We start from the raw sequence: 24,928 nt of genomic DNA, 5'->3' as shown, positions 1-24,928 counted from the left end.
AAAGTTTTCGCTATTATAGGGCGCAGCGGCACCACTGCAAGTGGCAGACCGGCTTCGGTTTACTTTTCGAACAACAGCACCGATCGGCCATGGCAACTGCGATTTTATGTGGTAGAATCCGACGTTGCCCCGCAACTAAGAACTGCGATAAATGCGGGTTATCTCCATGATTTAAGGGAAAAAGCGCGAATATGACTGAGCTGGCAAAAGAAATCGTTCCCATCAATATTGAAGACGAACTAAAAAATTCCTACCTGGACTACGCCATGAGCGTCATCGTCGGCCGTGCGCTGCCGGATGTCCGGGATGGCCTCAAGCCTGTGCATCGCCGAGTTCTTTTTGCGATGAAAGAACTGGGCAATGACTGGAACAAGGCCTATAAAAAATCTGCCCGTGTGGTCGGTGACGTCATTGGTAAATACCATCCACATGGTGACAGTGCTGTGTACGACACCATTGTCCGGATGGCTCAGCCGTTCTCATTGCGTTACATGCTGGTTGACGGTCAGGGCAACTTTGGTTCCATTGATGGTGACTCCGCGGCAGCCATGCGTTACACCGAAGTGCGGATGGCGCGTATTGCCCATGAGCTTTTGGCCGATCTCGATAAAGAAACCGTCGATTTTGTGCCGAACTACGATGGCACCGAGCAAATCCCTGGCGTTTTACCAACCCGGTTACCAAACCTGCTGATCAATGGCTCCTCAGGCATTGCCGTTGGTATGGCGACCAATATTCCGCCGCACAACTTAACTGAAGTGATTGATGCCTGCCTGGCGTTAATCGCTAACCCTGAAATCAGCATTCCTGAACTGATGCAATTGATCCCAGGGCCTGACTTCCCAACGGCTGCGATTATCAATGGCCGTAAGGGCATCGAAGAAGCCTACCGTACTGGCCGGGGTAAAATTTACATCCGTGCCCGCACCGAAATTGAAACCGATGAAAAAACCGGCCGCGAAACCATTATCGTTAATGAGCTGCCGTATCAGGTAAATAAAGCGCGTTTGATTGAGAAAATCGCCGAGCTGGTGAAAGAAAAACGCATTGAAGGCATTTCTGCGCTGCGCGATGAGTCCGATAAAGACGGTATGCGCATTGTGATTGAGCTCAAGCGTGGCGAGTCCAGCGACGTGATGCTGAATCACCTGTATACCAATACCCAGATGCAAACCGTATTTGGTATCAATATGGTGGCACTGGATCAGGGCCAGCCGAAGATCCTCGGCTTAAAGCAGATGCTGGAATGCTTTGTACTGCACCGCCGTGAAGTAGTGACCCGCCGCACTGTCTATGACTTACGTAAGGCACGCGACCGGGCACATATCTTGGAAGGCCTGGCGATAGCGCTGGCCAACATCGATGAAATCATCGAGCTGATTAAAACCTCCAACAGCCCGGCAGAGGCGAAAATTGGCCTGACGGAGCGCAGCTGGCAGCTGGGCAGTGTCAGTGCCATGTTGGAGCGGGCCGGGCAGGATGCAGCCCGGCCAGAGTGGCTGGAAGATCATTTCGGTATTCGTGATGGCCATTACTACCTGACCGAGCAACAAGCCCAGGCTATTTTGGATCTACGCCTGCACAAGCTTACCGGCCTGGAACACGAGAAGATTCTGGCAGAATATAAGGATCTGCTGGAGCTGATTGCCGAGCTACTGCATATTCTGGCCAGTTCAGAGCGCTTGATGGAAGTAATTTGCGAAGAGTTGCAAGCCGCCAAAGAGCAGTATGGTGATGCCCGCCGCACCGAAATCTTAGAAAACGAACTGGACATCAACTTAGAAGATTTGATCACCGAAGAAGACGTGGTGGTTACCTTGTCGCACCTTGGCTACGCCAAGTATCAGCCGCTGACGGATTACGAAGCGCAGCGCCGTGGTGGTAAAGGTAAAGCAGCAACCAAAGTGAAAGACGAAGACTTCGTCGATCAACTGCTGGTGGCCAGCACCCACGATACTATTTTGTGCTTCTCAGACCGGGGTCGTCTGTACTGGTTAAAAGTATACCAGTTGCCACAAGCCAGCCGCATCTCGCGCGGCAAACCAATCGTCAATATACTGCCGTTGGAAGCGGAAGAGCGTATTACAGCCATTCTGCCGGTACGCGAGTACGAAGAAGGCAAGTTTGTCTTTATGGCCACCGCCAAAGGTACGGTGAAGAAAACCCCATTGACCGATTACTCACGGCCTCGCAGCAACGGCATCATTGCGGTGAACCTCAATGAAGGTGATCAGCTGATTGGTGTCGGCCTGACCGATGGCAACAGCGAGATTATGCTGTTCTCAGACGATGGCAAAGTGGTGCGCTTTGATGAAGGCCAGGTCCGTGCCATGGGTCGTACCGCCACCGGTGTTCGCGGTATCAAGCTGCGTGAAAATGGCTCTGTGGTCTCCTTGATCATCCCGCACGGTGAAGGGGCTGTACTGACGGTGACCGAGAACGGCTACGGAAAACGAACCGCGCTGGAAGAATACCCGGCGAAGAGTCGGGCAACCCAGGGCGTGGTCTCGATCAAAGTATCGGAGCGCAACGGTCTGGTGGTTGGTGCCGTACAGGTGAATGAGTCCGATGAGATTATGCTGATCTCCAACAAAGGCACGCTGGTTCGTACCCGGGTGCAGGAAGTGTCGGAGGTCGGTCGTAATACCCAGGGCGTGATCCTGATCCGCACCTCAGACGATGAGTCTGTGGTAGGGGTGCAGCGCATCGATGAAATTGAAGAGCAAGAGTTACCCACTGATGAAGCTGAGGTAGCCGAAGACAGTGCTGATACAGGCACAACGCCGGACCAAGCGGCGGATAACGAACAGGTATAACACTCAAATGAACGAGCGCAGCAGCGCTCGTTTCTGTTTACAGTGCAGAGTGTGGAGTAAGAACACAGCATGACCACCTATAATTTTTGTGCCGGTCCGGCTATGTTGCCGGTCGAGGTAATGCAACAAGCGCAAGCTGAATTAATTAACTGGCAGCAGCATGGCTGCTCTGTGATGGAAGTAAGCCATCGCAGTAAATCCTTTATGGCAATCGCAGCGAAAGCCGAGCAGGATTTACGTGATTTGTTGTCCATTCCGGATAGTTACAAAGTACTTTTCATGCATGGTGGTGGCCGTGGCCAGTTCTCTGCGGTGCCGTTAAATTTACTGAGCAAAGACGGCGAAGCAGACTATGTGGTGTCTGGCTCCTGGTCCAAAGCAGCCGTTGAAGAGGCGCAAAAATTTGGCAAGGTCCGCACCCTGGATATTCGCCGCAATCAGGATGGCCAGCGCAGCCTGGTTGCTGCGAAGGACTGGGACATTGATCCAACCGCCGATTATGTGCACTTTTGCCCGAATGAAACGGTCGATGGCCTGGAGTTCACCGAACTGCCGCACACGGATGTACCGCTGGTGGCCGATTTGTCCTCCACCATCTTATCCCGGCCGATTGATGTCAGCCGCTTTGGTTTGATCTATGCCGGGGCGCAAAAGAACATAGGCCCGTCTGGCCTGACTCTGGTTATTGTGCGGGAGGACTTACTGGCGCGCGGGCAAGGCAAAGCCATTCCTTCCATTATGGATTATGCGCTGACAGCCGGTAACGACAGCATGTTTAATACCCCTCCCACCTTTGCCTGGTACCTGGCCGGCCTGGTGTTTCAGTGGTTAAAACAGCAGGGGGGTGTGGCGGCAATGGCCCGGCACAACCAGGCCAAAGCCGAGCGCTTGTATCAGTTTATCGATCAGAGCGCCTTTTACCGCAACGATGTGGCCCCAGCCAATCGCTCCTGGATGAACGTGCCTTTTCTGCTGGCCGATGACAGCCTGAACGATCGCTTTGTGAAAGAAGCTGAAGCGAATGGCTTGTTGGCATTAAAAGGGCATCGCCTGGTCGGTGGTATGCGCGCCAGTATCTACAATGCTATGCCGATGGCAGGTGTGGAAGCCTTGATCGCCTTTATGCAAGCCTTTGAACGGAGCCATGGATGAAGACCTTAACATTGCAACCCATTGGCCGGGTCGAAGGCACAGTGCATTTGCCTGGCTCGAAAAGTATTTCCAACCGGGTGTTATTGCTGGCGGCGCTGGCAAAAGGGCAAACCCGGATCACCAATTTGCTGGATAGTGACGACATACGTCATATGCTCAATGCACTGCAAGCACTGGGGGTAAACTACCAACTCAGTTCGGATCGCACCGAGTGTGTGGTTAATGGCTTGGGTGGTTTCTTTCAGGCGAGCACACCAGTAGAGCTTTTTTTAGGCAATGCAGGGACTGCCATGCGACCACTGACAGCAGCTCTTGCTGCCTCTAATGTCACAGCACACCTTAAAGGTGAGCCGCGCATGTACGAGCGGCCGATTGGGCATTTGGTAGACGCCTTGCAGCAATGGCAGGCGGATATTGACTACGAAAAAGAGCCTGGATTTCCGCCATTAACTATCCGGGGACAGGCACTACAAGGTGGATTGGCGCGCGTCAATGGCAGCATTTCCAGCCAGTTTTTAACCGCTTTATTGATGGTAGCCCCCATGCTTAGTGGCGACAGCAGCATCGAGATTGTTGGTGAACTGGTATCAAAACCCTACATCGATATTACGCTGGCACTGATGCAGCGTTTTGGTGTGAGCGTTCATAACGACAACTATCAGCGCTTTGTGGTGCGGGGTAATCAGCATTACCAAAGCCCGGGCAGTATTCTGGTGGAAGGCGATGCTTCTTCCGCGTCTTATTTTCTGGCTGCCGCCGCTATTCGTGGTGGTACTATTACCGTAACAGGTATTGGTAAAAATGCGGTACAAGGTGATATTCACTTTGCTGATGCGCTGGCTGAGATGGGCGCTGATGTGCAGTGGGGTGATGACTTTATTTCTGTCACGCGTAACCAGCTGCATGGCATCGATAAAGATTTTAATGCCATACCGGATGCCGCCATGACCATTGCCACCACTGCTTTGTTTGCCAAAGGACCGACCTGTATTCGCAATGTGTACAACTGGCGGGTGAAAGAAACAGACCGGTTGGCTGCTATGGCAACTGAGCTCAGAAAAGTCGGTGCCGAGGTAGAGGAAGGCCAGGATTATTTGAAAATCACGCCACCGACCAGTCTGACGCATGCCAGCATCGCAACCTACGATGATCATCGTATGGCGATGTGTTTTTCATTGGTAGCACTTAGCGATACACCGGTTACCATTGAAGATCCTGAATGCACCCGCAAAACCTTTCCAGACTATTTTAGTTTGTTTCAATCGCTTTCAAGCTAGTTATTTCATTATTTCAAATGCTTAGGCCTTGGTTTATGCCAGGGCCCAAGTGCTTTGTTTAAAAACTTCACAGGCTTTTTGCCATGAAAGCTTGTATACTACCGCGCTGAAATTCGAGATAAAACCTTGGAGGCTTGAATGCAACAGGACGCTGCTGTCATTACCATAGATGGTCCAAGCGGTTCCGGTAAAGGGACTCTCAGTCGTTTGCTGGCGCAAAAGCTGGGGTGGCACTTTCTGGATAGTGGGGCGATTTACCGGGTATTGGCGCTTGCTGCGATTCATCATCAAATTGACCCTGAAGATGAAGATGCCGTGCAGCCCTTAGCGGCTCATCTGGATGTGCAATTTAGCACCGACGATGATGGTGAAGTAAAGATTATTCTGGAAGGTGAGAATGTGAGCTCCACCATTCGTACCGAAGAAGTGGGTGCTGTTGCCTCCAAAGTCGCCGCTTTACCCAGAGTGCGTGAGGCTTTATTGCGTCGTCAACGCGCCTTTCGCGAGGTGCCAGGTCTGGTAGCGGATGGTCGGGATATGGGTACTGTGGTGTTCCCGCAGGCCAAAGTAAAAATATTTTTAACAGCAAGTGCCGAAGTTCGAGCTCAGAGGCGCTTTTTGCAGTTGAAAAATAAGGGGTTCGATGTTAAAATCGGCGACCTTTTGCACGATATCCAGGCAAGGGATGAACGCGATACCAACAGAGCAACCGCTCCTTTGGTAGCTGCTGAAGATGCCTTGATGCTGGACTCGTCGGATAAAGACATTACCCAGGTGTTGGATGAAGTCTATCAGTATGCCAAGAGCAAGCTGCAACTTGTCTGATTCCTGAGTGAAAATCCCGCGCCACGGAACCGGCCGGGACAAACTGGTAACCCCACTGCACAGGATGTAATGTGGAGCAAAGCAAATAGTTGAAAACAAACCTATGACTGAAAATTTTGCACAATTATTTGAGGAAAGCCTCAAAGCCATCGAAACTCGCCCGGGCGCCATTGTTAAAGGCACCGTTGTTGCTGTACTGAAAGACGTCGTTATGGTTGACGCTGGTCTGAAGTCAGAAGCAGCAATCCCAGTCGAGCAATTCAAGAACAACAGTGGTGAGCTGGAAGTTAATGTCGGCGACATCATCGACGTTGCTCTGGACGCTATCGAAGACGGTTTTGGTGAAACTCTGCTGTCTCGTGAAAAAGCGAAGCGTCATGAATCTTGGCTGCGCCTGGAAAAAGCCTGTGAAGACAAAGAAACTGTACACGGTGTAATTACCGGTAAAGTGAAAGGTGGCTTCACGGTTGAAGTTGATGGTATTCGTGCATTCCTGCCTGGTTCTCTGGTTGATGTCCGTCCGGTACGTGACACGCTGCACCTGGAGAACAAAGAGCTAGAATTCAAAGTAATCAAGCTGGATCAGAAGCGTAACAACGTGGTGGTTTCACGTCGTGCCGTGATCGAGTCTGAGAACAGCGCAGAGCGCGAGCAACTGCTGGAAAACCTGGAAGAGGGCATGGAAGTCAAAGGTATCGTTAAGAACCTGACTGACTACGGTGCGTTCGTTGATCTGGGCGGCGTTGACGGCCTGCTGCACATCACCGATATGGCCTGGAAGCGCGTGAAGCATCCAAGCGAAATCGTCAATGTCGGTGACGAAATTCCTGTGAAGGTTTTGAAGTTTGACCGTGATAAGCAACGTGTTTCTCTGGGACTGAAGCAAATGGGTGAAGATCCATGGGCTGCTATCGCTTCACGTTACCCAGAAGGTGCGAAAATCACTGGTCGTGTTACCAACCTGACTGATTACGGCTGCTTCGTAGAAATCGAAGAAGGCGTTGAAGGCCTGGTACACGTGTCTGAGATGGACTGGACCAATAAGAACATCCACCCATCCAAGGTTGTTAACCTGGGTGATTCTGTGGAAGTTATGGTACTGGAAATCGACGAAGAGCGTCGTCGTATTTCTCTGGGCCTGAAGCAGTGTAAACCTAACCCATGGGAAGAGTTTGCTAAAGGCTTCAACAAGAACGATCGTGTCAGCGGTAAAATCAAGTCCATCACCGATTTCGGTATCTTTATCGGTCTGGACGGTGGTATCGACGGTCTGGTTCACTTGTCTGACATCTCCTGGAATGCCACTGGCGAAGAAGCCGTTCGTGAGTTCAAAAAGGGTGACGAAGTACACGCCGTTGTACTGCAAGTTGACCCAGAGCGCGAGCGTATCTCTTTAGGTATCAAACAACTGGATGACGATCCATTCAATAACTACCTTGCTGACAACAAGAAAGGTGCTATTGTTAAAGGTGAAGTGACCGCAGTTGATGCCAAAGGCGCAACCGTTGCACTGGAAGGTGGCATTGAAGGCTACGTCCGTGTCTCTGATATCGCTCGTGAGCGCATCGAAGATGCAACTTCTGCTCTGAAAGTGGGTGAAGAAGTTGAAGCTCGCCTGATGGGTGTTGATCGCAAAAACCGTGTGATCAGCCTGTCAATCCGTGCGAAAGACGAAGCGGAAGAGAAAGAAGCTCTGGATAGCATCAATAAGCAGGAAGAAACTGACTTTGGTGCCAATGCCATGGCTGAAGCCTTTAAAGCTGCTCAAAAAGATCAGTAATCTGGCTTGATGTGTGGGCTGGTGTTATGCCAGCCCACTCTATGACCGCTCAGGAGATAATATGACTAAATCTGAATTGATTGAAAAAATGGCAACGGATTTCCCTCATATCCAGGTTAAAGATATGGAGTCATCGGTCAAAGAAATCCTGGAACTTATGGTGCAATCACTCGCCTCTAACGAGCGCATTGAGATCCGTGGCTTTGGTAGTTTTTCATTGCATTACCGTGCACCACGCATTGGTCGCAATCCAAAAACCGGTGATAGGGTGGATCTGGATGGCAAGTATGTTCCGCACTTTAAGCCAGGTAAAGAGTTGCGTGACAGAGTGAAAGGTAACATCTAGTCTGATATGTGGCACCACTTTGTCTGCCACTTTCCCTTGTTCCATGGAGTGAGCTTTGGTAAATCTTGTTTATGCGGTTGTCATTGCACTTGTCTTGCTGCTAGGTTTTTTATTTGGTGCCGCCAACCAGCAACTGGTTGAACTTGATCTACTTTATAACCAATTTGAGCTGCGTCTGGTTGATGTTGCTATTTTGTTTTTACTGTTAGGCCTGTTTTCTGGTGTACTACTCAGTTTGTTATTTCGTTTACGCCGCCGGTTGAAGAAACGCCAGCAGCCATCCTCGACTAGCTAATCTATGTTAGAGCTTTTGTTTCTGCTATTACCTGTTGCTGCCGCTTATGGCTGGTTTATGGGGCGAAATAGCGTGAAGCATCAAGAGTTGAAAGACCGCGCCCACATTACCAAAAATTTATCTTCTGGCCTGAACTTTTTGCTGACGGATCAGGAAGATAAAGCCATAGAGCAACTGCTGCACTTACTGGATATAGAAGCAGCTACCATTGATACTTATTTGGCATTGGCTAATTTATTCCGTCGCCGCGGTGATTGGGACAAAGCAATCCGCATCCATGAAAAGCTGCATCAGTTAAAGCTGCCTAAAGTGCAAGCCCAGCAAATTCAATTTGAGTTAGCGAAAGATTATCAATCGGCTGGTTTGTATGATCGGGCTGAGAAACTGTTGGTGCCGCTAATCCGCCAGGCTACATTGCAGGAGAGGGCACTGAAAAACCTGGTAGCGCTCTACATTAGTACCCATGAATGGGCAAAAGCACAACAGCTTGCTGAAGCGGTGGAACAAACCAATTCCAGTAGTCTACGGTTGGCTTTAGCCAATATTGGTTGCGAGGCTTTGCAGCACAGCTTACCGGCAGAGCGTGCCAAAGCCTATCAGCAGTTGGCTAGTCAGTATCCAAAGGCGATACGACCTCGATATGAATTGGCGACACTGGCGATGAGTCAACAACAATCCGCCGAGGCTTTTGCGTTATTTCGCGGCATTGTCATAGAGAAACCGCAGTGGAGTGCTGATATTCTCCCCTTGGCAAAAAATTGCAGCATGCCTGATGAAGACTGGTACCAACTTCTGTCTCAGCTTAGCCATAAGCACAACAACATCAGCGCACATATTGAGCTGGCGGACTGGCTGCTGCAGCACGGCTCCATCAAGGCCGCAGAGCAATTGCTGCTTGAAAAGTTGCAGCAACAGCCCAATATCCGTTTATTCAAGGCCTTGCTGGAGCAACGAAAGCAAGGCTCGGAAGTTGCCGCGGATATCCTTGAGTCAGTCACCGAACTGGTGGCGAATTATCTGGATAAAAAAGTGTTATACAGCTGCCGGAACTGTGGTTTCAAAACCCGGCAGCACTACTGGTTGTGCCCATCCTGTCAGCAATGGGAGACGGTGGAGCCAATCAGCGGTATCGATGGTCGTTAACAGGAGTTCCCATGTCCACTATCAGCCCGGTTGTCGTTGCGCTGGACTTTGATCAGCAGCAAGCCGCTCTGAATTTTGTTCACCAACTGGATCCAACTCAATGCCGCTTAAAAGTCGGCAAGGAAATGTTCACTCACTTTGGACCGGCTTTTGTCAAACAATTGCACAGCCAGGGTTTTGAAGTATTTCTTGATTTAAAATTTCATGATATCCCTAATACAGTCGCTAAAGCAGTAGCTGCTGCGGCAGATCTTGGTGTCTGGATGGTGAATGTGCACGCCAGCGGTGGCCGTCGTATGATGGAAGCTGCAGCACAAAGCTTGAAAACCTTTGGTACTAACAAGCCATTGCTGATCGGCGTGACGGTGCTTACCAGTATGGAGCAAAGTGATTTGCTTGAAATTGGGATTGATCAATCACCCGAACAACAAGTGATGCGTTTAGCTACTCTGGCACAAAGCTCGGGTTTGGATGGCGTCGTTTGCTCAGCGCAAGAAGCCAGTTTACTTAAACAACAACTGGGACAGGGCTTTCGTCTTGTTACGCCAGGTATTCGCCCTGCAGGCAGCAGCCAGGACGATCAGCGCCGTATTATGACACCAGCTGAAGCCAAAGCCGTGGGTGTGGATTACATGGTGATTGGCCGGCCAATTACCAAAGCTGCTGATCCGGCTGCCGCCTTGCAGGCTATACTGAACGAATTGGCTTAGCCGCCAACTTGCATTTAGGGGAGGGAACTTTAGCGCGTGGAAGCCATTAATCTAACTATTCTGGTTATAGGGGCATTGTTTTTAATCAGCATTATTGCCACGCTGATTTCAGCCCGCATCGGTGCACCTATCCTGTTGGTGTTTTTGATTATTGGTATGCTGGCCGGTGAACAGGGATTGTTAGGTATCACATTTAATAACCCGCAAGTGGCATTTTTGATTGGCTCCATCGCGCTGGTGATTATTCTGTTTGATGGTGGTATGCGCACTCATCCAGAGCGCTTTCGGGTTGCGTTGGCACCTGCCGCCATGCTTGCCACCCTTGGGGTGGTGATTACCTGCACCGTGACAGGTCTTGCTGCAGCCTGGATCCTGGGTTTGCATTGGCTGCAGGGCTTGTTGCTAGGCGCTATTCTTAGCTCGACCGATGCCGCAGCAGTCTTCTCCATTTTCCAATCCCGCGGTATTCGCATCAAAGACCGGGTCGCATCGACCTTAGAAATTGAGTCTGGCAGTAACGATCCTATGGCGGTAATGCTTACGGTCACCCTGGTGGGGGTGCTGGCGGAATACACCGCGCTGGATTGGTCGGTGCTGATTGTATTTTTAAAACAAGCCGTTATCGGTGGTGCTGTCGGTTATGGAGCAGGGCGCCTGTTCGTGTTTTTGTGCCGCAAACTGCCACTAAGTTTTGCATTCTTTCCATTAATGGCGGTGGCTTGCTGTATCTCGGTTTATGCCGTCACCACTCAATTTGAAGGCAGTGGCTTTTTGGCCGTGTATTTAATGGGCTATTTTGTTGGTAACGCTCGTTTGCCACAAGTGCTCTATATTTTGCGGGTGCATGATGGGCTGGCCTGGCTGAGTCAAATCGTGATGTTTTTGATGCTCGGTTTATTGGTGGTGCCCAGCCAGTTGCTGGAGCATCTGCTGCCAGCACTGGCCATCGCTGGCATACTGATCTTCATCGCCCGGCCATTAGCTGTTTTCCTAAGCTTGATCCCATTTCACTTCCCGGCAAAAGATCAGCTGTTTATCAGCTGGGTAGGTCTTCGCGGTGCGGTGCCTATCATCCTGGCGCTCTTTCCCTGGTTGGCTGGTGTACCTGATGAGCACCTGTACTTTAACGTTGCTTTTGTAATTGTGATTGTCTCGCTGGTGTTCCAGGGCTGGAGTATTTCACCGGTCGCACGCTGGTTAAAACTGGAAGTACCAAAAGAGTCCGGGCCGGATCAAACCATGCCACTGGATGCTATCGATAGCAATGATGTGATTGAAGTGATTTCATTCAATCTTAAAGCCGACTCGCCGATGCTGGATAAGCAATGGCAGGACTTTACCGTGCCACAAAATGCAGAGTTTTTAGGCGTGATCCGTAACGGCGAATGGCTGTTAAGCAGCGAGAAACCAGTATTCAAACTCAAAGACAGCGTGCTGGTCTTGTGCAAAATGGTCGATGTGCCTGCAATAAGTACCGTGTTGGCCAGTGCCGCCAGCAGCCGCAGTATGACAGCCAGTGATTTCTTTGGCGATTTTGTCCTCAACGGGCAAATCACGCTGGATGAACTGGATGCCTTTTACAGCATTACCTTGCCAGAGCATGAAAGCCACATCACTCTGGCTGATTACATCACCGAACGCTTTCACCGTCGGGTTGTGGTCGGCGATCAGGTAAAACTGGATGCTCTGGTGCTTACGGTACGTCAGTTAGACGATCAGGGTAATGTTAAACAGGTGGGCATCAAGCCTGGCGACAGCTGAGTTTCTATGTGTTTTAAATGGACTGCAGCGCTGAGAACTCAATGTCATAGAGCAAAATGTCAAAGTTACCTGTGGTTTTATCCGCCAGCATAATGCTGACCTGATATACATCGGCAAACTGAAGTACCGGCATTTTCGCGACAGCACGGCCACGAAACTGGCCATTAAAATCTCTGGCCGTAAATTCATAACTGGCTTTGCCGTGCTGGCTATCAAAGTGCGCGACATAAGCAACACCGTCCGGGATAAATGGTGTTTTAAGCCGCAACTGATAGCGACGGCCATCGGCAGCTAACTGCAATCTGATCTGCTGGAAATTCAAAGCAGGCAATGGCTGCTTTAAATTAAATTGCGCTGATGCAAAACCTCCGTTATTCGCTAATGACAGATGACCACTAAAACGCAGCGCTGTGGTTTCAACTGGCTGTAAAGTCCCATGTGAGCGACCACCCATAACCGTATCATGCACCAATCGCGTATTACTAAAGTCATTCGCGCTGGCAAATTGCAAACGCACAGTACCAGGCTGATTAGGATGTACGGACATCAAAATGTTTTCCGCCTGCAAAGCAAAACAAATCCACAATGCAGCAAGGCCAAACCATCGAAGCAAAAGTGTCATGGCAGTAGTGCTCCGGCATTGTTTAATCCTGTCATTAGGTATTGTCTTAATACGAAGCACATTAAGCTTTGGACCGATTTAGTCAAAAAATAGGCTTAGTTACTCTAATATTCAATTTCTCATAATGAGACATATTGTTAAATTACAATAAGTTAAGAAACAAGTCGGGCCGGTATCTCCGGCCTTTTTTATTGCCATAATTGGGAAAAAGGCTAGGTGTTGATTCTGGTTTAGAGCAACTGGCAGACATCGTTAAAAAAGCGGCTTGTTTTTAAAGTCAGACACCGAATAATTCCCAAAATGGGAGAAAAGAGCAGTATCACTTAACCTTTTGGCCTGTCGGCCGAGTGCGAAAAAAAATTTTCCTCGATCCGAAGTGCTGTTTTAGCCGAAAAAATCGCGGGGCGCGGAGACGCGCCCAAGAGAGAGAAAACGCCTGCGGCGAGCCTGCCGGAGACGGCAGAAGGAGAGGGGCGGAGACGCCCCAGAAGAAAACGCTTCGCGAGTCGCGGAGACGCGACGGGGAAAACGCGCCAATGGCGCGAGACGCTAAAGCGATTTATAGCGGCCCTACGGGCGCTTTGTGCGGCTAACGCCGCTGTCTGTTCGGCAAGCGCGGGAGGGGCCGGATTGAAATCAACCATTGTGGGCGCGGAATAAAGGAGTCATTTACCAGAGGGGAGCTGGGTTCCCGTTCGCTATCGCTCACTGCACCGGCTATCGCCGGTCATGCAGGCCAGAATTAATCTGGATTGGTCTGACGCCATTGAGCCTCAAACTCTCGTCTTTGACGGGCTCTATCCTCAGCACAGGCCACAAAATCAGCCTGGGAGGGGTTTCTTCGTCTGCATTCATCAGATGCCTGGTAAAAATCCTGCCAGGCTTGAGCCTTTTCGCCGGTATAAACTCGGTTTCGGGCTGAATAATTGGTATTAATGGGCTGGTTGCGCACTGTAGTGCGTGAGCGTGTCACGGTTCTTTGCTGTTGCGTATTGCTGCTGGCCTGTCCGGTGCCTGGCTGAATAGGGTTGGTGCAGTGCCTGGATAAAAGCAAGAACAGCTCGTTGTCACGGCGATTCAAGTAATTTCTCTCCTGCTCTCTGAAACCAGACCTAAATCGGCTTTTAATGCGCTCTCGTTCAGTTGCAATGGATTGGCATTGAGCAACTGTATATTGCTCATTAGCGAGAAGAGGCAAGCTGATAATGGCTAAAATTGGGAGGTAGCGAAACATAACAGATACTTGCAATTTAATTTGTTAAGAGCTTATTGCAATTGATGGAAGAAAGCAATTGGAGCCGCAGCTCCATAGCCATACGGCTGCCTAACGGCAGGCGTATGGCTAGGAGCCGCTAAGCTCATTTTGGGTCTGCACCGGTACACGGCCCCAGGACTCGTGCACAGGCATCCAACGATAAATCTGCTCATAGTCACCCTTGCGCACCCTGACACCCATGGAAAGCTTTTCAAAGGTGTAACCCATGTCACGGAATCCATCCATATACAGCATGTCCTGGACACGGCCCTGGCTATCTTCCCAGACAACCAAAAAATCTTGGATGAATGAAAAATAGCTGCTCATATACGTGAGCTTTGGGGTGTAGCGCTGGTCATTGGACATGACAAAATCTGTAGGGCGGCGAGGGGGTTGCTGGTGTTGCTGGTGTTGTTGGGGAGTGTGGTTAGTCTCAACATGATGGGGTGGATTTTGTTCGACAGTTACCACACTTGGTGATGAGAAAAACGAGTACAGGTGATAAACGGCGTAGACGGCCAGGAATAAAACCAGAGGAACGCCGTAACGTAACGATTTTGCGTTGAAGATGTTTAACCTGGCATCTTCCAAGTTGTCTTTGTTCTCAGTGTCAGGTTGGTGTGACAGATAGGCACCAAAATAGGCAGGATCATATTTCTTGGTACCGGAGGTAATTTTTACCCAAGTGGGTTCGCCTTTGGGGTCTGGTCGGTTTGTGTAGGCAGTCCATTTGTAGCTGTTGTCCTTGCCAACCATATCGAGCTTGAGGAACTGAATTTTACGCTGTGTACGCTTGCGCCAGAGGTTGTGGCAGTCCGATATAGCCTGGCCCATTGTGAGAATATCGAGCCCACTGTGACCGTGCTCAGTGATAAATTTGGTCATGTCATCGCTGAGCTTGCCGCGACCGCTAGGAAAGAAGTTTTGCAGTTCATCAATAACGACCAGGGCGTCATTTTCTACGTGTTCGTAGATAGTCGGTACCTGTTCTTCAGTGATGTGGAACAGCAGCTGCTGGCATTCCTCCAGGGTAATGTCGGCAAGCTTAGCTATCTGCTCATAGTTGAGGCCATTGATACGGGCAAAGACCTTGCGGCCCTTTGTTAGAGCCGGAATGATGTGTTCTTTGATGGCTTCGTAGCTTTTGCCTGAGCGGGGCAAGCCTTCGTGGAAAATAATCATTTACCATTGTCCCAGGGTGAAGAGTTTGCGGAGTAAGCGGAAGGTGACGCCAGCGCCGTAAATGGCGATACCTTCTGCAACACCTGATTGGCCCAAAAAATAAGTGACACTTGGTGGCAGGGCTGTTACCAGGGCATCCATACCACCGGCCAGAAAGTCTGGCGGTGTTAGCAATTCAAAGATAAAAACAACGCCATCCAGCATCAGCTCAAAGATGAGCAAAAAGAGATCCTTTATCCAGGTGAGGATGATGATAATGATTGCAACCAACCAATCCACAAACCCTTGCCAGAGGTTTGCAAACCATTCTTTGACCTTACTCATAGTATTGCCACCCTAAACGCTAACACTGAAAAACCTAAGATAATGATGGCCCTGATGATGGGCCAAAGTGAATTCATGGTTGGGCTACATAGCTGGTCTATGTTGATATCAAACGTAGCCCCCATCATTGGCACTGATGCCTGCCAAATAGGGCAATCACCGCCAAATGACACATCAAAAAAGGTGCTGACAGATTCAAATACAGGAGCTTCCTGCATGCGGTCAACAGCTGCTTTCATAACAGTGCCAAAATTGCGCTCTTCCCAGTCGTTGGGTTCTCCGGTGAATTCGCTCAGTGCATCGGTTGAATAATCAATGCCTGGGTCTGTTGTTTCGTCGTCACAGTCATCGCCTTCACAGTCACCATCAGGGTCACCAGACAAGGAATCGGCTATGCCATCCAACGTGCCTGCCATGGCTGTTAGGGTGTCACCAATACCTGCCAGTTTTGAGTCAATATTGCCCAGGGCTCTATTAGATGCCTGGTACTGTGACATGCTGGCATTATGGTTTGTGCGGCTTGCATTATTTGAGTTCTGCAAAAGGCGGGCTAGTTGGTCTAGACGTTGTTCAGTGCCACGTTGCACCTCTTTAAAGTCGCTTTTTACCATGTCATTGATGGATTTGTTTGGGTCGGTAATGTTGTCGTCTATATCCTCAAGGTCATCACCCGGGTTTGTTGGGTTGTCGTCCTGGCCATCAAAGCAAACAAAGTCACCGTTCAATCTGCCGCAGCCTGGTTGACAGACTTCAACACCATCAATGCGGGTACAGTTCTGGTCACGGTCAGCCAAGCAATACCTGGTGCCGTCTTGCAATGTAAAGCAGGTTTCCCGCTCTGGCGGGGGCGTTGTCGATTCTTCATCACCACAGGATGCGCCGGTAAATGTACCTGCTGGCTGGCCCTGAGCTGTCGGGAGCGGTTGCCAGCGCAATTGTGATCCATCAATACCAACGGCAAAAGCAGCCCAGTTACCGGCAACTATCTGGCAGTCACAAGACTGGCCGTTGTCAGTGATGGTTAAGCATTGAGGAGGATTGTCCTGACTGTAAGCCGAGGATGCAGCCAAGTAAGACAGGCCAGCCCATGTTCCCTGGCCTTGTAAGTCAGAGCAATCGCATGGGGGTGGCGGCTCTGCAATACGAAAGCAGAAGTTACCTATTATTTCGCCAGTGTCCAAAAATCGCGGGCCAATAGGATGAGAATCAGGGCATTCAATATCACCATCACGGTTAAAATTAACGCGTGCTGTAACGATGGTGGTAGACGTATCGACTGAATTTGTTGTGGTGCAGTTAGAGCCCGTTGTGCGTGCTATACGTGTTTTGTGTACCTCTCTATCATGATTATAAGTGAGATCAACAAAGCTACCAGAATCGGGGCATGTAAAGCCTAAATCTGCTGTAGTGATTTGTTGCGTTACCCATTCACGAGATGAATTTGGAGTTACTGACTCGCACGAACCAACTTGATGACCTGGAGTTACAGCGTTAGCAGCAGCAAACCATAGCTGATAAGACTGATAACTTCTACCGGCTAAGTTACCATTATTTACGAAAATCGATGTGATTGTGCATGCTGAATCTGGGGCAGGTATGCCGCACAAGCCATCATCAGGACTGTAAACTTCCCCTTGTGCGCAGGGGTTTTCAGCCGCTAAAGAGCCTGCTGCAAAGGTAAGGCACAAAGCAAAGAGCATTAGCAGCAGGTAGGCTTTGATAAGGAAAAATAGAGAGCGGAGGGGGTGGCGTATAACGTAGAAAAACAGGCGGCGGATTGCCAACCGCTGGATAAATCGGGGGAGGTTAGCCCCCAGCTGTTTTAAAACCTGCGATAGCTGCTGCACTTGTGATTGCTCCCAAAATAAAATAGCCAAATGCCCAAATCATAAATTCTCCGTAAGCAAGGGGCATTGCTGCCCCTGCTAGTTGATGACGATTAACGGAACCAACCGATTACTTTGCCGTAACCCCACTTAGCAACGCCTGGTAAAACTTTCAGGGCTGCAATTGCAGAGATAGCGCCAACAATAACGGTGGCGTCAATTGCGCCGGTGATAGGACCAAAATCCATAATTAATACTCCTTATCGGAAGATGCAAAGTTAATAACCGTCTGGTAAGCCCAGGCGGTCAGGTATGCCAATAATGGCAGTGTCATACCGAGCATGAAGGCGGTTTGTATGTCTCCAGCACTCAGGTAAGCAGGGTCAAACAGTTGATGCAGCGCATTAGCTGAATCAACTGGTTCAAGCAATATGAAGCCAGTGCAATACTCTATTGGAGTATCGACGGATTGTAGAAAACCGGATGCGTCCGGTATTGCACAGATGGCCATTAGCTAGCAGCCTTCATAGGTTGCTGCTGAGGAATAACGTAATGGGTTTTATCCCAGTCGTTAGTAAGGTAATAGGTCTTGCCACCATTACCGTTCTTTGTGTTGTAGGTACGATGCCAGACCGGAATGATGACCTTTTTGCCCTTAAGGTCGTTGAGCTTGGTCATGGCACCATCTTTGATTTGCTGGTTGGTCACTGTGACATCAGTGACGTGTTCCTGATGGTTGCCGTACTTATCGACAACAACCTGAGAGATACCCAGCTCAGTAATGGCGTAGATTTCGCCTGTCTGGCGGTTGGTCTGGTTGCGCTGTGATACACCGACTACAACACCGATGATTGCATCGCCTTCAACTAAAATATTCTGGTTCATGGTTTACCCCTTAATGGATGATGTATTTGCGTAAATTGGATGGAATAGCAACCGGCTGAGCTTCCAAAATACGAACCATTGGAACCACGTTGCTAGCAGTGTGCTCACCGTCGAAAGGCAGTGAAATATCAATGTCGAACTCTTGCAGGGCGTCTTTATGGCGGTAAAAGGTGCCATTGGCCAACACAGAGCGAACATCGAAACCTTGTTTCCAGAGCGCGTAAGTGCCCTGGACTTTGCGAGGCAGTTTGAGCAACTGCTCATCTTTCAAACTGACATTGGCGGACATATCAATCCTCCTCAGATAATCGTTAAAAATGGTCTCCAATCCGAGAGACAGTACTTGGCGTGCTGTGGGGTTGTTGTCGTCAGTTATTTTCTTGAGCTCTGGCGCACGCAATACCAGTTCAAGACGAAGCTTGTTTTCCACGAAGGGAACAAGAGGGGAGTTGAAAAGCTCTACGGGCAAGCGGTGACCCTTTTCACCTTTCATAATTTCATCGAACTTGCTGTAGCCTTTGAAGCTCCAGCGCTTTGAATTCTTACCGATGTAAAACGTACCTTTGGTGACAGTACAACGGCCATGACGGGTACGAAACTTAACCGATGCCGCGTCTATGAATGCCCGGACATCAGAAAGGCTTGGCAGTTCGAACATGCAGTTGATATCGACACGCTTCAAGTAGTAATTACCACAGCGGATACGGTGCCTGGTGAAGTGGTCGACTTGAAAATCCAATGCCCTGGCAATCTGGTCTAGAGTGCGTTCAACCAGCATGTTCATATCGAGCGAGCCAACAACGTTGTGGCCCTGCAAGAACTTGGTTGGGTTGCCGGAGAAGTACAACATTTCGCCATACTGCAAGCACTCTGTTAGCTGGTTGCTTTTGACTGCAATGGACGATTCAAACGAGCCTGCAAATTGCTGAGAAGAAGAAACAGACCAAAGCAATTCGCCATCCTTAGAGATTTTTTGTGTATGGCCGTTATGAATGCGCGGGTGCTTCATCGGTATCACGACAGTAAGCCAATCTATCATCATAGGAATGGCCTCCTGTATGCCGTGGAGACAACAAAGAAGGTCGGGTATTGCTGTTCGCTGGCTAGCTCTGTTAAGCGCTGTGCAATGAAACGCGCGTAGCGTGGGTTAGGGTAGCAGTGAACCCGTATCGGCTGGATAGGGAAACAGATAACGCCAAAGAGGTTCATTAGCTGGCACCCCGTATCAGTTCACAGGGAGAAAAAAGGCGTCCTGAGCCCTGGGGGAGCTCGAAGATAATGCGGGACTGAGGAACGCCAAGCGACCGAAAATAGTCGTATACCTCTGACCGGTCATAGAAAGGGCGGTCAGTGTGGAAATCAAAAGGGATTGGCTCTTTTTGGTTCGGTAGCTGCATCAGTATCTGAGCAGTCAGAACGCGTTCTCCGGCTTCCATGGTGGCAGTTAGCTGGATGAAACGAAGCAGGTCATGAGCAAGTAGCGGTTTAATGTCTCTGGTGTTCATTGGCTCACCTCGCTATCAATTTTGCGGTATGAGGGAAGCTTGATACCAAGTTCAGATTCAATGTATCGACGAAACGAAGAAACGCCTTCCTGGTAATGCATGCAATTTGAAAAATCAGGGTTGTGTAAACGCCAGTATGCTTTGTGATAAGCCCGGTATAAGGCATCTATAAGCTCTGAATCGTTACGTAACGGATTGGATGCTTGTTGCTTAAGTTTCTGTCTGTAGCGCTTTTGACGCTCTGCATTAGATAGAGACATATGCACCCCCGTTACGTAACGGTTTAATGTCGCGGGTGTTCATGAATCACCCCCGAAAAACTTTGAGGGAAGTGAATTTACAATAAAACCGGCAGCCAATATGCCAGAAAAGACGAGAAGAACTAATCCGGTAAAAAAATGACTTTGAGTTTCAGCAATATAAAGCATGTTTACAGAAATCAGGAAAAAGAAAACAACAACCGAAACCCAAAAAGTTACGCCTAAGAATGGGGGCATTTTGTTCATGCTGAAGGCTCCACTTTAACGAGCCATTCGTGAGGGCAATCTAAGCAGATATGCAATTCAAAGCCAGGTGTACCGGACTGAGTGTGACGTGTGACGTTTGAGCTTTCGCAAAGTGGGCAGACCGGTGAATCAGAGTTATCCACCGTTTCTGTGGATAAATTAGGTTGCCCCTCTGGCTGTTCTGGTGTCGGGCTACCACACTCTAAACCGTACTTAGCCAGAAGGGCTGGACTTAGCTTGTAGGCCCACATGCATTCAAATTCTGACAAATCAATATCAGCCACAGAAGCATGGAATTTTAAATCGTCCAGGGTATCGAAAAGAGTTGCTGAGCCATCGGCAACGAGAATTGCAAAACCGTAGCCATCTATTACCAGATTCAGGGAGTTAGTGTTCATGGTGGTAGCCCTCGTATATACTGTTGATGTAATTAACAACACTAAAATACACAAATATGTGAATCTTAATAATACACAAATCTGTGTATTAAGCAAGGGGTCTGTATGAGTTTTAGCTACGAATTAATTGGCGAATTGAAGAAAAGCGCAGGGCTAAGCACAGACAAGGAAGCATCAGAAGTAATTCCAAAGATGACGCCTGGCGCATTGGGTGACATCAAAAAAGGAAAAAGGCACCTGACTGAGGAACAGGCATTGTTCATTGCTCATGAATGTGAATTAAACACTGAATGGGTTCTGGTGCACTTAGCTGAGGAAACAGCCAAGTCAGAAGAAGCTAAGCAGGTATGGCACAAATTCGGAAAAAAGCTGAATAAGTCAGTTACAGCCGCGATTCTGGCTTTATTCGTTGTTTTTGGCGGCTTCGGTTTGAATCAGGGATTAGAGCCTGATTTCACCTAGTTATCATTTCTCATAATGTATATTATGTTAAATTGCAAGATATTGAAACAAATGCAGTTTATACGAAGTTCAGCGGTAAAATCTGCCAAGCGGTAAAAAATGCGGTTAATTGCCCTTTTGATTGTTTGGCTGTTTTTGATGCTTGATAGGCACATTTTATGCAGTTACCGGAAAGCGGGACGAACCCGTTTTTAATAACAATATGGAATGTATAAATTATGGTTATGAATAAACAGTCTAAAAGTGATCGCGATTTATTGCATGGTGCAGGCTTCTTTGAGACGTATTTGACAGCGGCTGGTGATGTTAAACAGCGCGTTGACCATAAACGGCTTGCTGAATTTTGCTGCGTTTCGCTTCGCACGGTGCGCAGCTGGAGCAAGAACGGCTTGCCAAATCGGGTGCGGATGCAACTGGAAAGCTTGCATAAAGGCAGTTACCTGCCAGATTCTTGGCGCAGGGCCGGCCTTCGTGTTGTTCATGATGGCGTTGAACTGCGCGACGGTGTGCATATCAACCTGGATACGCTGCAGTTTTGGAATTTCATTGTTTGTGGTGTCGACTGGGGCCGCGTGCTGGATATTCAAAAATCCCTGAACCGCTTCCGCAAAACTGGCCGGCTTCCTGTGGTGCTAGACCAGGGAAAGCACACAGCCAGGCAGATGATCAACACAGTTTCAGAGTGTGCACGGCTTGAATGATGCCTTAATCGTTTTTTGATGCTAAGTTATTACCTGATATTTAAACCAATGTAAGGATTGCACATGAGAAAAACTATTTTATTGCCTATTGCTTGTTTGATGCTGGCCGCTTGCGGTGCCAAGACAATTTCTGTTGATGTTGCTGTGGATCACGGATTTAAAAAACAGTCACAACAGTTTTATCAGATGGTTGGTGCTGTCGATGGCTGGAGCGGTACTTGGTCTGGTGAAGTCGTTGAGCTTTATCAGTTTGAAAATGCTTCTGCTATCCAGTCTGATGCTTTTAAGTCGATGGTGGTTCCCGGCAATATTTCTGGTTGGGTGGAGCTTTGCACTCACAAAAACATGCTGATGTTAAGTAAGGGCTCTGATGCCTGCCGCAAGCTTAAATCCATCTAATTTTACCGGCTGGCCGCGATCTTTTGCAAAGCCAGCCGATCCCCAAACCCCCTTTTCACCCGTTTTTTATTTCAGTTTTGTTTTACGCTATCCCACTGTTTTACATCGCTTTTTTAATGACGTAAAAATGACACTTTTTTAGCAAACTCTCACGGAATCCACAGCAAAACCAATCTATTCAGTAACTTACAATTTTAATTTTGTATTTTTAGCCCCTTCAAAACTGTAATTTACTGAAAAAAATCTCGATCATTTCAGATCCTCGATCCTTGCAAGCCTTTAGAATTGGCGCGGTCTGCAGCTATGAATTGCATACTTAGAAAACTGAAAAAAAATTAACATACAAAGCGCGCAGGAGGGTGAGGAAGAGTGCGGATTTCGTGTCGTGGTTTCTCTGTAGCGCTGGATTCCGCGCTGGGGGTTCGTGGGTGCGTTTGTGCTGAGACTTCTGCGACTGGCTGAGGTTTTTAGCGGCCGGTTTGTGTAGTCGGTTGCAACTATGCTGCAGCTGGCCTGTGGCCAGTGCAGTTATCGGTGGCTATGTCACCAGGGTGTGTAGTTGTATGTGGCTGTACTCGATGCTTATTTGGTTATTGGGTCTAGCCGCGATTTTTGCGCGTTTGCCTGGGATGCCAGGCCGGAGAAATCGCCGGCTTGGTTTGGCGGTGGCCCTGATCCGTGGTTGTGGGTGGCGCAGGTGGTGGCCAGGGCGTTGACTGTGGCCATGAGCTCGGACAGCAGCTTTAGCACGTTCTCGCTGTCGCTGCCCAGCCATGTTTTGGGGCTTCGGTGGTCTTGCTCTTGGCTGGCGATGACTTTTCTGGTTTGGCATTCCAACTGGGCTAACTTGCCGATGATGTCGTTTAGGTTCTCTGGCGTTTTAGTTTCAAAGTTGCCGGTTTCGTCGATGTGCTGGTAAACACCTTCTTTGGTTTGTACCCGGTGTTCTCCGGCCTTGATGGCTGGCAGTTCCCAGCCGAACGGTAACACGGTGCGGATGAATGGCTTGTCTGGCCGGCCGTAGGCGAATGCGATTTCTACGATGCTGCCAATGCTTGGCGGGTGCATGGTCCCTGCCCTGACGCCAGCGCCCGGCAATGGCAGTGGGATGGCTTGCAGTATTTTTCCGTCTGTGGCGGTGCCGTTTTCGTCCAGCAGTTCAATATCGACGGCCCATCGTGGGTAGAATGCATCGCTGCCCCGCTCGCCTTCTTGGGCTGGCAGCTCTGGCAGTGCGACCACTTTCCCCCAGCGTGGCAGGTGCAGCTGGGCGCTTAGCTCGGGGAATATTCGTAAGACGATTTTTCGAATGATGCTTTCCATGGTTACCAGCTTATGGTCATGTTGGTTTCGCGGAATTCTACTTTACTGATCCGCTGGCCGTTGGCGGTGACGTTGGGGCGTATTTTTGGCACTGCTGGCAAGGTGGCGGTTTTGCCGGCCTTTTGCTCTGTCATCAGGTTGTTGGGGATGCTGATGGTTTTGCCGTGCCAGAACGAATCGGCATAGCTGCCCAGGTAGATTTTGCCGCTGCCTTGCTGTTGCCAGATGTAGTCTGGAATTCTGTAGGCTCGTCCGATGTTGTCGAGCATGGCATAACCGCTGGTGTCGCTGTAAAAGCATGGGATGGCGGTTTCTGCGTAGGCCTTTTGTGGTATGTCGAATTCGATGCCTGTTTTTTTGCTGATTCTTTCGCATACCTGGCGTAAGGTTGGGTGCCGTAGCATGACGCTGATGTTATTTGCCAGGGCACCGGATAGCTCGCGGCAGAACAGGGTAAATTGGCCGTTGGCCGCTGGCATGATGCGTTCTATGTAGCCGATGAATACGCGGTCTATCATGCTGCCCCATCCCAGTTCTAAAGCTACGGCGCTGTAGCGCTCTGCTTTTTCGTCAACGGTTAGCTGGCAGGTGCCTGGGCTGTTTGCCTGAAGTACCAGCCAATGATCACTGATATGGACCAGCTTTTTGCCAATGTAGGCGCGGGCTATGAATTTGGCGTTTGGTTCTGCCATGTTATGCAAGCCTGTTGTCGATGGCTTTGAGGAACCCGAGCAGGCCGGTTAGCTGCACTTCGGTTTCTGGTGGTGATTCGGCATCGTCGGTGGCTTCCCCGGTGCCGCCTTGCTGGGCCGCTGCTACTTGTGGTTCTCGTTCTTCTTTTTTCTGAGGTATGCTTTGCACTTCGGCCAGGGTGAATGACACATTCCACTGTCTGGTCGATTCTTGCTCTACGGCTTCAATTTTGCTGCTGAATTTTACTTGCTTGATGCCGAGTGTTTCCGCTGTTTTGTTGGCGATGCGGTAGGTTTCCCGGGCGCCGCCATCGGTGGCTTCGGCCAGTTTGAACAGGTCGGTTAGCATTTGCTGATCAGCAAACGGCAGAAAGCCGGTCACGGTCAGCATTTTTGCTTTGATGCCGGTTTCTGCTGTGTCTGTGCTGCTGCTTTGCCCGCTGGCATCCTCGGTGGCCAGCTCTTGGCTGGCTGTGATCCGGATGCCTTTTAGGGCTATGGCTATGGCGTTTAGGGTTAGCATGCTGCGGTGCTTACTCGGTGGTTGCTGGGATTTCTACTTGCTCCCAGTCACCCTGCCCAATTGCCAACGATTCATTCCACTGCACTTGATAACCATCCATTGGCTGTGGTGGCTCTTTTAGGGTATAGCCGGGTGGTATTTGATCACCGGCCGGCACTAAAATGCAGCTGTTTCTGTCCCCTGTTGATAGTGCGTATGCTTTTACTTTTGACATGGTGTT

28 protein-coding genes are annotated in these 24,928 nt (G+C 49.5%); 12 read left to right on the top strand and 16 right to left on the bottom strand.

Annotated elements, in window-relative coordinates; translation table 11 throughout:
- Nucleotides 1-191 precede the first annotated feature (191 nt).
- The 10 genes from gyrA to QWF21_RS05095 all read left to right on the top strand — a co-directional run bounded on the left by gyrA (nt 192) and on the right by QWF21_RS05095 (nt 12,105).
- Nucleotides 192-2,816, top strand: coding sequence for a DNA topoisomerase (ATP-hydrolyzing) subunit A (gene gyrA, locus QWF21_RS05140; RefSeq protein WP_330086978.1), 2,625 nt, complete (start codon nt 192-194; stop codon nt 2,814-2,816).
- 69 nt (nt 2,817-2,885) lie between these two features.
- Entirely contained in the window at nt 2,886-3,968 is a 1,083-nt protein-coding gene (serC, locus tag QWF21_RS05135; RefSeq protein WP_330086977.1) for a 3-phosphoserine/phosphohydroxythreonine transaminase, read from the top strand.
- Nucleotides 3,965-5,245 (top strand): 3-phosphoshikimate 1-carboxyvinyltransferase, encoded by a 1,281-nt coding sequence (gene aroA, locus QWF21_RS05130; RefSeq protein WP_330086976.1) that lies wholly within the window; start codon nt 3,965-3,967, stop codon nt 5,243-5,245. Before serC ends, aroA begins: the two co-directional genes overlap by 4 nt.
- Before the next feature lie 138 nt (nt 5,246-5,383).
- Nucleotides 5,384-6,070, top strand: coding sequence for a (d)CMP kinase (cmk, locus tag QWF21_RS05125; protein WP_330086975.1), 687 nt, complete (start codon nt 5,384-5,386; stop codon nt 6,068-6,070).
- Nucleotides 6,071-6,173: 103 nt separating this feature from the next.
- Nucleotides 6,174-7,850: a 30S ribosomal protein S1 gene (gene rpsA, locus QWF21_RS05120; protein ID WP_330086974.1), complete on the top strand. Its 1,677-nt coding sequence runs from the start codon at nt 6,174-6,176 to the stop codon at nt 7,848-7,850.
- 61 nt (nt 7,851-7,911) lie between these two features.
- Nucleotides 7,912-8,196, top strand: a complete 285-nt coding sequence (gene ihfB, locus QWF21_RS05115; RefSeq protein ID WP_330086973.1) for an integration host factor subunit beta — start codon at nt 7,912-7,914, stop codon at nt 8,194-8,196.
- 55 nt (nt 8,197-8,251) lie between these two features.
- Nucleotides 8,252-8,491 carry a lipopolysaccharide assembly protein LapA domain-containing protein gene (locus QWF21_RS05110; RefSeq protein ID WP_330086972.1) on the top strand — a complete coding sequence of 80 codons (240 nt, stop codon included), beginning with the start codon at nt 8,252-8,254 and terminating at the stop codon, nt 8,489-8,491.
- 3 nt (nt 8,492-8,494) lie between these two features.
- On the top strand, nt 8,495-9,634 hold the full coding sequence (locus QWF21_RS05105; protein ID WP_330086971.1) for an N-acetylglucosaminyl transferase: 1,140 nt from the start codon (nt 8,495-8,497) through the stop codon (nt 9,632-9,634).
- 11 nt (nt 9,635-9,645) lie between these two features.
- Nucleotides 9,646-10,344 (top strand): orotidine-5'-phosphate decarboxylase, encoded by a 699-nt coding sequence (gene pyrF, locus QWF21_RS05100; RefSeq protein WP_330086970.1) that lies wholly within the window; start codon nt 9,646-9,648, stop codon nt 10,342-10,344.
- Between the two features lie 36 nt (nt 10,345-10,380).
- Nucleotides 10,381-12,105: a potassium/proton antiporter gene (locus tag QWF21_RS05095; RefSeq protein ID WP_330086969.1), complete on the top strand. Its 1,725-nt coding sequence runs from the start codon at nt 10,381-10,383 to the stop codon at nt 12,103-12,105.
- Between the two features lie 13 nt (nt 12,106-12,118).
- On the opposite strand, the gene QWF21_RS05090 is transcribed toward QWF21_RS05095, so the two are convergent.
- The 11 genes from QWF21_RS05090 to QWF21_RS05040 all read right to left on the bottom strand — a co-directional run bounded on the left by QWF21_RS05090 (nt 12,119) and on the right by QWF21_RS05040 (nt 20,608).
- Entirely contained in the window at nt 12,119-12,652 is a 534-nt protein-coding gene (locus tag QWF21_RS05090) for a CIA30 family protein (protein ID WP_330086968.1), read from the bottom strand.
- An 817-nt stretch (nt 12,653-13,469) separates the two neighbouring features.
- Nucleotides 13,470-13,808, bottom strand: a complete 339-nt coding sequence (locus QWF21_RS05085) for a hypothetical protein (protein WP_330086967.1) — start codon at nt 13,806-13,808, stop codon at nt 13,470-13,472.
- A gap of 261 nt (nt 13,809-14,069) precedes the next feature.
- The gene (locus QWF21_RS05080; protein ID WP_330086966.1) at nt 14,070-15,164 is read right to left on the bottom strand and encodes a zonular occludens toxin family protein; all 1,095 of its coding nucleotides are present in this window, start codon (nt 15,162-15,164) and stop codon (nt 14,070-14,072) included.
- On the bottom strand, nt 15,165-15,488 hold the full coding sequence (locus QWF21_RS05075) for a DUF2523 domain-containing protein (protein WP_330086965.1): 324 nt from the start codon (nt 15,486-15,488) through the stop codon (nt 15,165-15,167). It lies immediately after the preceding gene.
- Entirely contained in the window at nt 15,485-17,365 is a 1,881-nt protein-coding gene (locus QWF21_RS05070) for a hypothetical protein (protein ID WP_330086964.1), read from the bottom strand. Before QWF21_RS05070 ends, QWF21_RS05075 begins: the two co-directional genes overlap by 4 nt.
- Before the next feature lie 62 nt (nt 17,366-17,427).
- Nucleotides 17,428-17,562, bottom strand: coding sequence for a hypothetical protein (locus tag QWF21_RS05065; protein ID WP_330086963.1), 135 nt, complete (start codon nt 17,560-17,562; stop codon nt 17,428-17,430).
- 2 nt (nt 17,563-17,564) lie between these two features.
- A complete protein-coding gene (locus QWF21_RS05060; RefSeq protein ID WP_330086962.1) occupies nt 17,565-17,825 on the bottom strand; it encodes a hypothetical protein in 261 nt (86 codons plus the stop codon).
- On the bottom strand, nt 17,825-18,199 hold the full coding sequence (locus tag QWF21_RS05055; protein ID WP_330086961.1) for a DNA-binding protein: 375 nt from the start codon (nt 18,197-18,199) through the stop codon (nt 17,825-17,827). Before QWF21_RS05055 ends, QWF21_RS05060 begins: the two co-directional genes overlap by 1 nt.
- 10 nt (nt 18,200-18,209) lie before the next feature.
- Nucleotides 18,210-19,241 (bottom strand): phage/plasmid replication protein, II/X family, encoded by a 1,032-nt coding sequence (locus tag QWF21_RS05050; protein WP_330086960.1) that lies wholly within the window; start codon nt 19,239-19,241, stop codon nt 18,210-18,212.
- A gap of 762 nt (nt 19,242-20,003) precedes the next feature.
- Nucleotides 20,004-20,210 (bottom strand): hypothetical protein, encoded by a 207-nt coding sequence (locus QWF21_RS05045; RefSeq protein WP_330086959.1) that lies wholly within the window; start codon nt 20,208-20,210, stop codon nt 20,004-20,006.
- Complete coding sequence (locus QWF21_RS05040) at nt 20,207-20,608, bottom strand: hypothetical protein (RefSeq protein WP_330086958.1); 402 nt, start codon at nt 20,606-20,608, stop codon at nt 20,207-20,209. Before QWF21_RS05040 ends, QWF21_RS05045 begins: the two co-directional genes overlap by 4 nt.
- Before the next feature lie 105 nt (nt 20,609-20,713).
- On the opposite strand from QWF21_RS05040, the gene QWF21_RS05035 reads away from it, so the two are divergent.
- Nucleotides 20,714-21,070, top strand: coding sequence for a DUF3693 domain-containing protein (locus QWF21_RS05035; protein ID WP_330086957.1), 357 nt, complete (start codon nt 20,714-20,716; stop codon nt 21,068-21,070).
- A gap of 254 nt (nt 21,071-21,324) precedes the next feature.
- On the opposite strand, the gene QWF21_RS05030 is transcribed toward QWF21_RS05035, so the two are convergent.
- The gene (locus QWF21_RS05030; RefSeq protein WP_330086956.1) at nt 21,325-21,657 is read right to left on the bottom strand and encodes a hypothetical protein; all 333 of its coding nucleotides are present in this window, start codon (nt 21,655-21,657) and stop codon (nt 21,325-21,327) included.
- Nucleotides 21,658-21,834: 177 nt separating this feature from the next.
- Between QWF21_RS05030 and QWF21_RS05025 the strand changes: the two genes are divergently transcribed.
- Nucleotides 21,835-22,170 carry a hypothetical protein gene (locus QWF21_RS05025; protein WP_330086955.1) on the top strand — a complete coding sequence of 112 codons (336 nt, stop codon included), beginning with the start codon at nt 21,835-21,837 and terminating at the stop codon, nt 22,168-22,170.
- Nucleotides 22,171-22,752: 582 nt separating this feature from the next.
- Here the strand turns inward: QWF21_RS05025 and QWF21_RS05020 are convergent.
- The 4 genes from QWF21_RS05020 to QWF21_RS05005 are packed head-to-tail and all read right to left on the bottom strand — an operon-like array spanning nt 22,753 to nt 24,922.
- Entirely contained in the window at nt 22,753-23,493 is a 741-nt protein-coding gene (locus QWF21_RS05020) for a hypothetical protein (RefSeq protein ID WP_330086954.1), read from the bottom strand.
- A 2-nt stretch (nt 23,494-23,495) separates the two neighbouring features.
- The gene (locus QWF21_RS05015; protein ID WP_330086953.1) at nt 23,496-24,185 is read right to left on the bottom strand and encodes a hypothetical protein; all 690 of its coding nucleotides are present in this window, start codon (nt 24,183-24,185) and stop codon (nt 23,496-23,498) included.
- A gap of 1 nt (nt 24,186) precedes the next feature.
- Entirely contained in the window at nt 24,187-24,708 is a 522-nt protein-coding gene (locus tag QWF21_RS05010; RefSeq protein WP_330086952.1) for a baseplate complex protein, read from the bottom strand.
- 10 nt (nt 24,709-24,718) lie between these two features.
- A complete protein-coding gene (locus QWF21_RS05005) occupies nt 24,719-24,922 on the bottom strand; it encodes a hypothetical protein (RefSeq protein WP_330086951.1) in 204 nt (67 codons plus the stop codon).
- Nucleotides 24,923-24,928: the final 6 nt, after the last annotated feature.

This window comes from Alkalimonas mucilaginosa (assembly GCF_036327005.1).
GTDB classification, from domain to species: domain Bacteria; phylum Pseudomonadota; class Gammaproteobacteria; order Enterobacterales; family Alteromonadaceae; genus Alkalimonas; species Alkalimonas mucilaginosa.
This window is presented reverse-complemented; position numbering and strand designations above follow the sequence as displayed.

Excerpts from the sequence above, each read along its gene's own strand:
- QWF21_RS05065 (WP_330086963.1), bottom strand. The coding sequence starts at position 17,562 with ATGGATTTTGGTCCTATCACCGGCGCAATTGACGCCACCGTTATTGTT.
- QWF21_RS05080 (WP_330086966.1), bottom strand. The coding sequence starts at position 15,164 with ATGATTATTTTCCACGAAGGCTTGCCCCGCTCAGGCAAAAGCTACGAA.
- QWF21_RS05010 (WP_330086952.1), bottom strand. The coding sequence starts at position 24,708 with ATGCTAACCCTAAACGCCATAGCCATAGCCCTAAAAGGCATCCGGATC.
- ihfB (WP_330086973.1), top strand. The coding sequence starts at position 7,912 with ATGACTAAATCTGAATTGATTGAAAAAATGGCAACGGATTTCCCTCAT.
- QWF21_RS05025 (WP_330086955.1), top strand. The coding sequence starts at position 21,835 with ATGAGAAAAACTATTTTATTGCCTATTGCTTGTTTGATGCTGGCCGCT.
- QWF21_RS05050 (WP_330086960.1), bottom strand. The coding sequence starts at position 19,241 with ATGATGATAGATTGGCTTACTGTCGTGATACCGATGAAGCACCCGCGC.
- QWF21_RS05090 (WP_330086968.1), bottom strand. The coding sequence starts at position 12,652 with ATGTCCGTACATCCTAATCAGCCTGGTACTGTGCGTTTGCAATTTGCC.
- QWF21_RS05060 (WP_330086962.1), bottom strand. The coding sequence starts at position 17,825 with ATGGCCATCTGTGCAATACCGGACGCATCCGGTTTTCTACAATCCGTC.
- cmk (WP_330086975.1), top strand. The coding sequence starts at position 5,384 with ATGCAACAGGACGCTGCTGTCATTACCATAGATGGTCCAAGCGGTTCC.
- QWF21_RS05015 (WP_330086953.1), bottom strand. The coding sequence starts at position 24,185 with ATGGCAGAACCAAACGCCAAATTCATAGCCCGCGCCTACATTGGCAAA.
- QWF21_RS05005 (WP_330086951.1), bottom strand. The coding sequence starts at position 24,922 with ATGTCAAAAGTAAAAGCATACGCACTATCAACAGGGGACAGAAACAGC.
- QWF21_RS05040 (WP_330086958.1), bottom strand. The coding sequence starts at position 20,608 with ATGAACACTAACTCCCTGAATCTGGTAATAGATGGCTACGGTTTTGCA.
- rpsA (WP_330086974.1), top strand. The coding sequence starts at position 6,174 with ATGACTGAAAATTTTGCACAATTATTTGAGGAAAGCCTCAAAGCCATC.
- QWF21_RS05075 (WP_330086965.1), bottom strand. The coding sequence starts at position 15,488 with ATGAGTAAGGTCAAAGAATGGTTTGCAAACCTCTGGCAAGGGTTTGTG.
- gyrA (WP_330086978.1), top strand. The coding sequence starts at position 192 with ATGACTGAGCTGGCAAAAGAAATCGTTCCCATCAATATTGAAGACGAA.
- QWF21_RS05055 (WP_330086961.1), bottom strand. The coding sequence starts at position 18,199 with ATGAACCAGAATATTTTAGTTGAAGGCGATGCAATCATCGGTGTTGTA.
- QWF21_RS05035 (WP_330086957.1), top strand. The coding sequence starts at position 20,714 with ATGAGTTTTAGCTACGAATTAATTGGCGAATTGAAGAAAAGCGCAGGG.
- serC (WP_330086977.1), top strand. The coding sequence starts at position 2,886 with ATGACCACCTATAATTTTTGTGCCGGTCCGGCTATGTTGCCGGTCGAG.
- aroA (WP_330086976.1), top strand. The coding sequence starts at position 3,965 with ATGAAGACCTTAACATTGCAACCCATTGGCCGGGTCGAAGGCACAGTG.
- QWF21_RS05105 (WP_330086971.1), top strand. The coding sequence starts at position 8,495 with ATGTTAGAGCTTTTGTTTCTGCTATTACCTGTTGCTGCCGCTTATGGC.
- QWF21_RS05045 (WP_330086959.1), bottom strand. The coding sequence starts at position 20,210 with ATGAACAAAATGCCCCCATTCTTAGGCGTAACTTTTTGGGTTTCGGTT.
- QWF21_RS05020 (WP_330086954.1), bottom strand. The coding sequence starts at position 23,493 with ATGGAAAGCATCATTCGAAAAATCGTCTTACGAATATTCCCCGAGCTA.
- pyrF (WP_330086970.1), top strand. The coding sequence starts at position 9,646 with ATGTCCACTATCAGCCCGGTTGTCGTTGCGCTGGACTTTGATCAGCAG.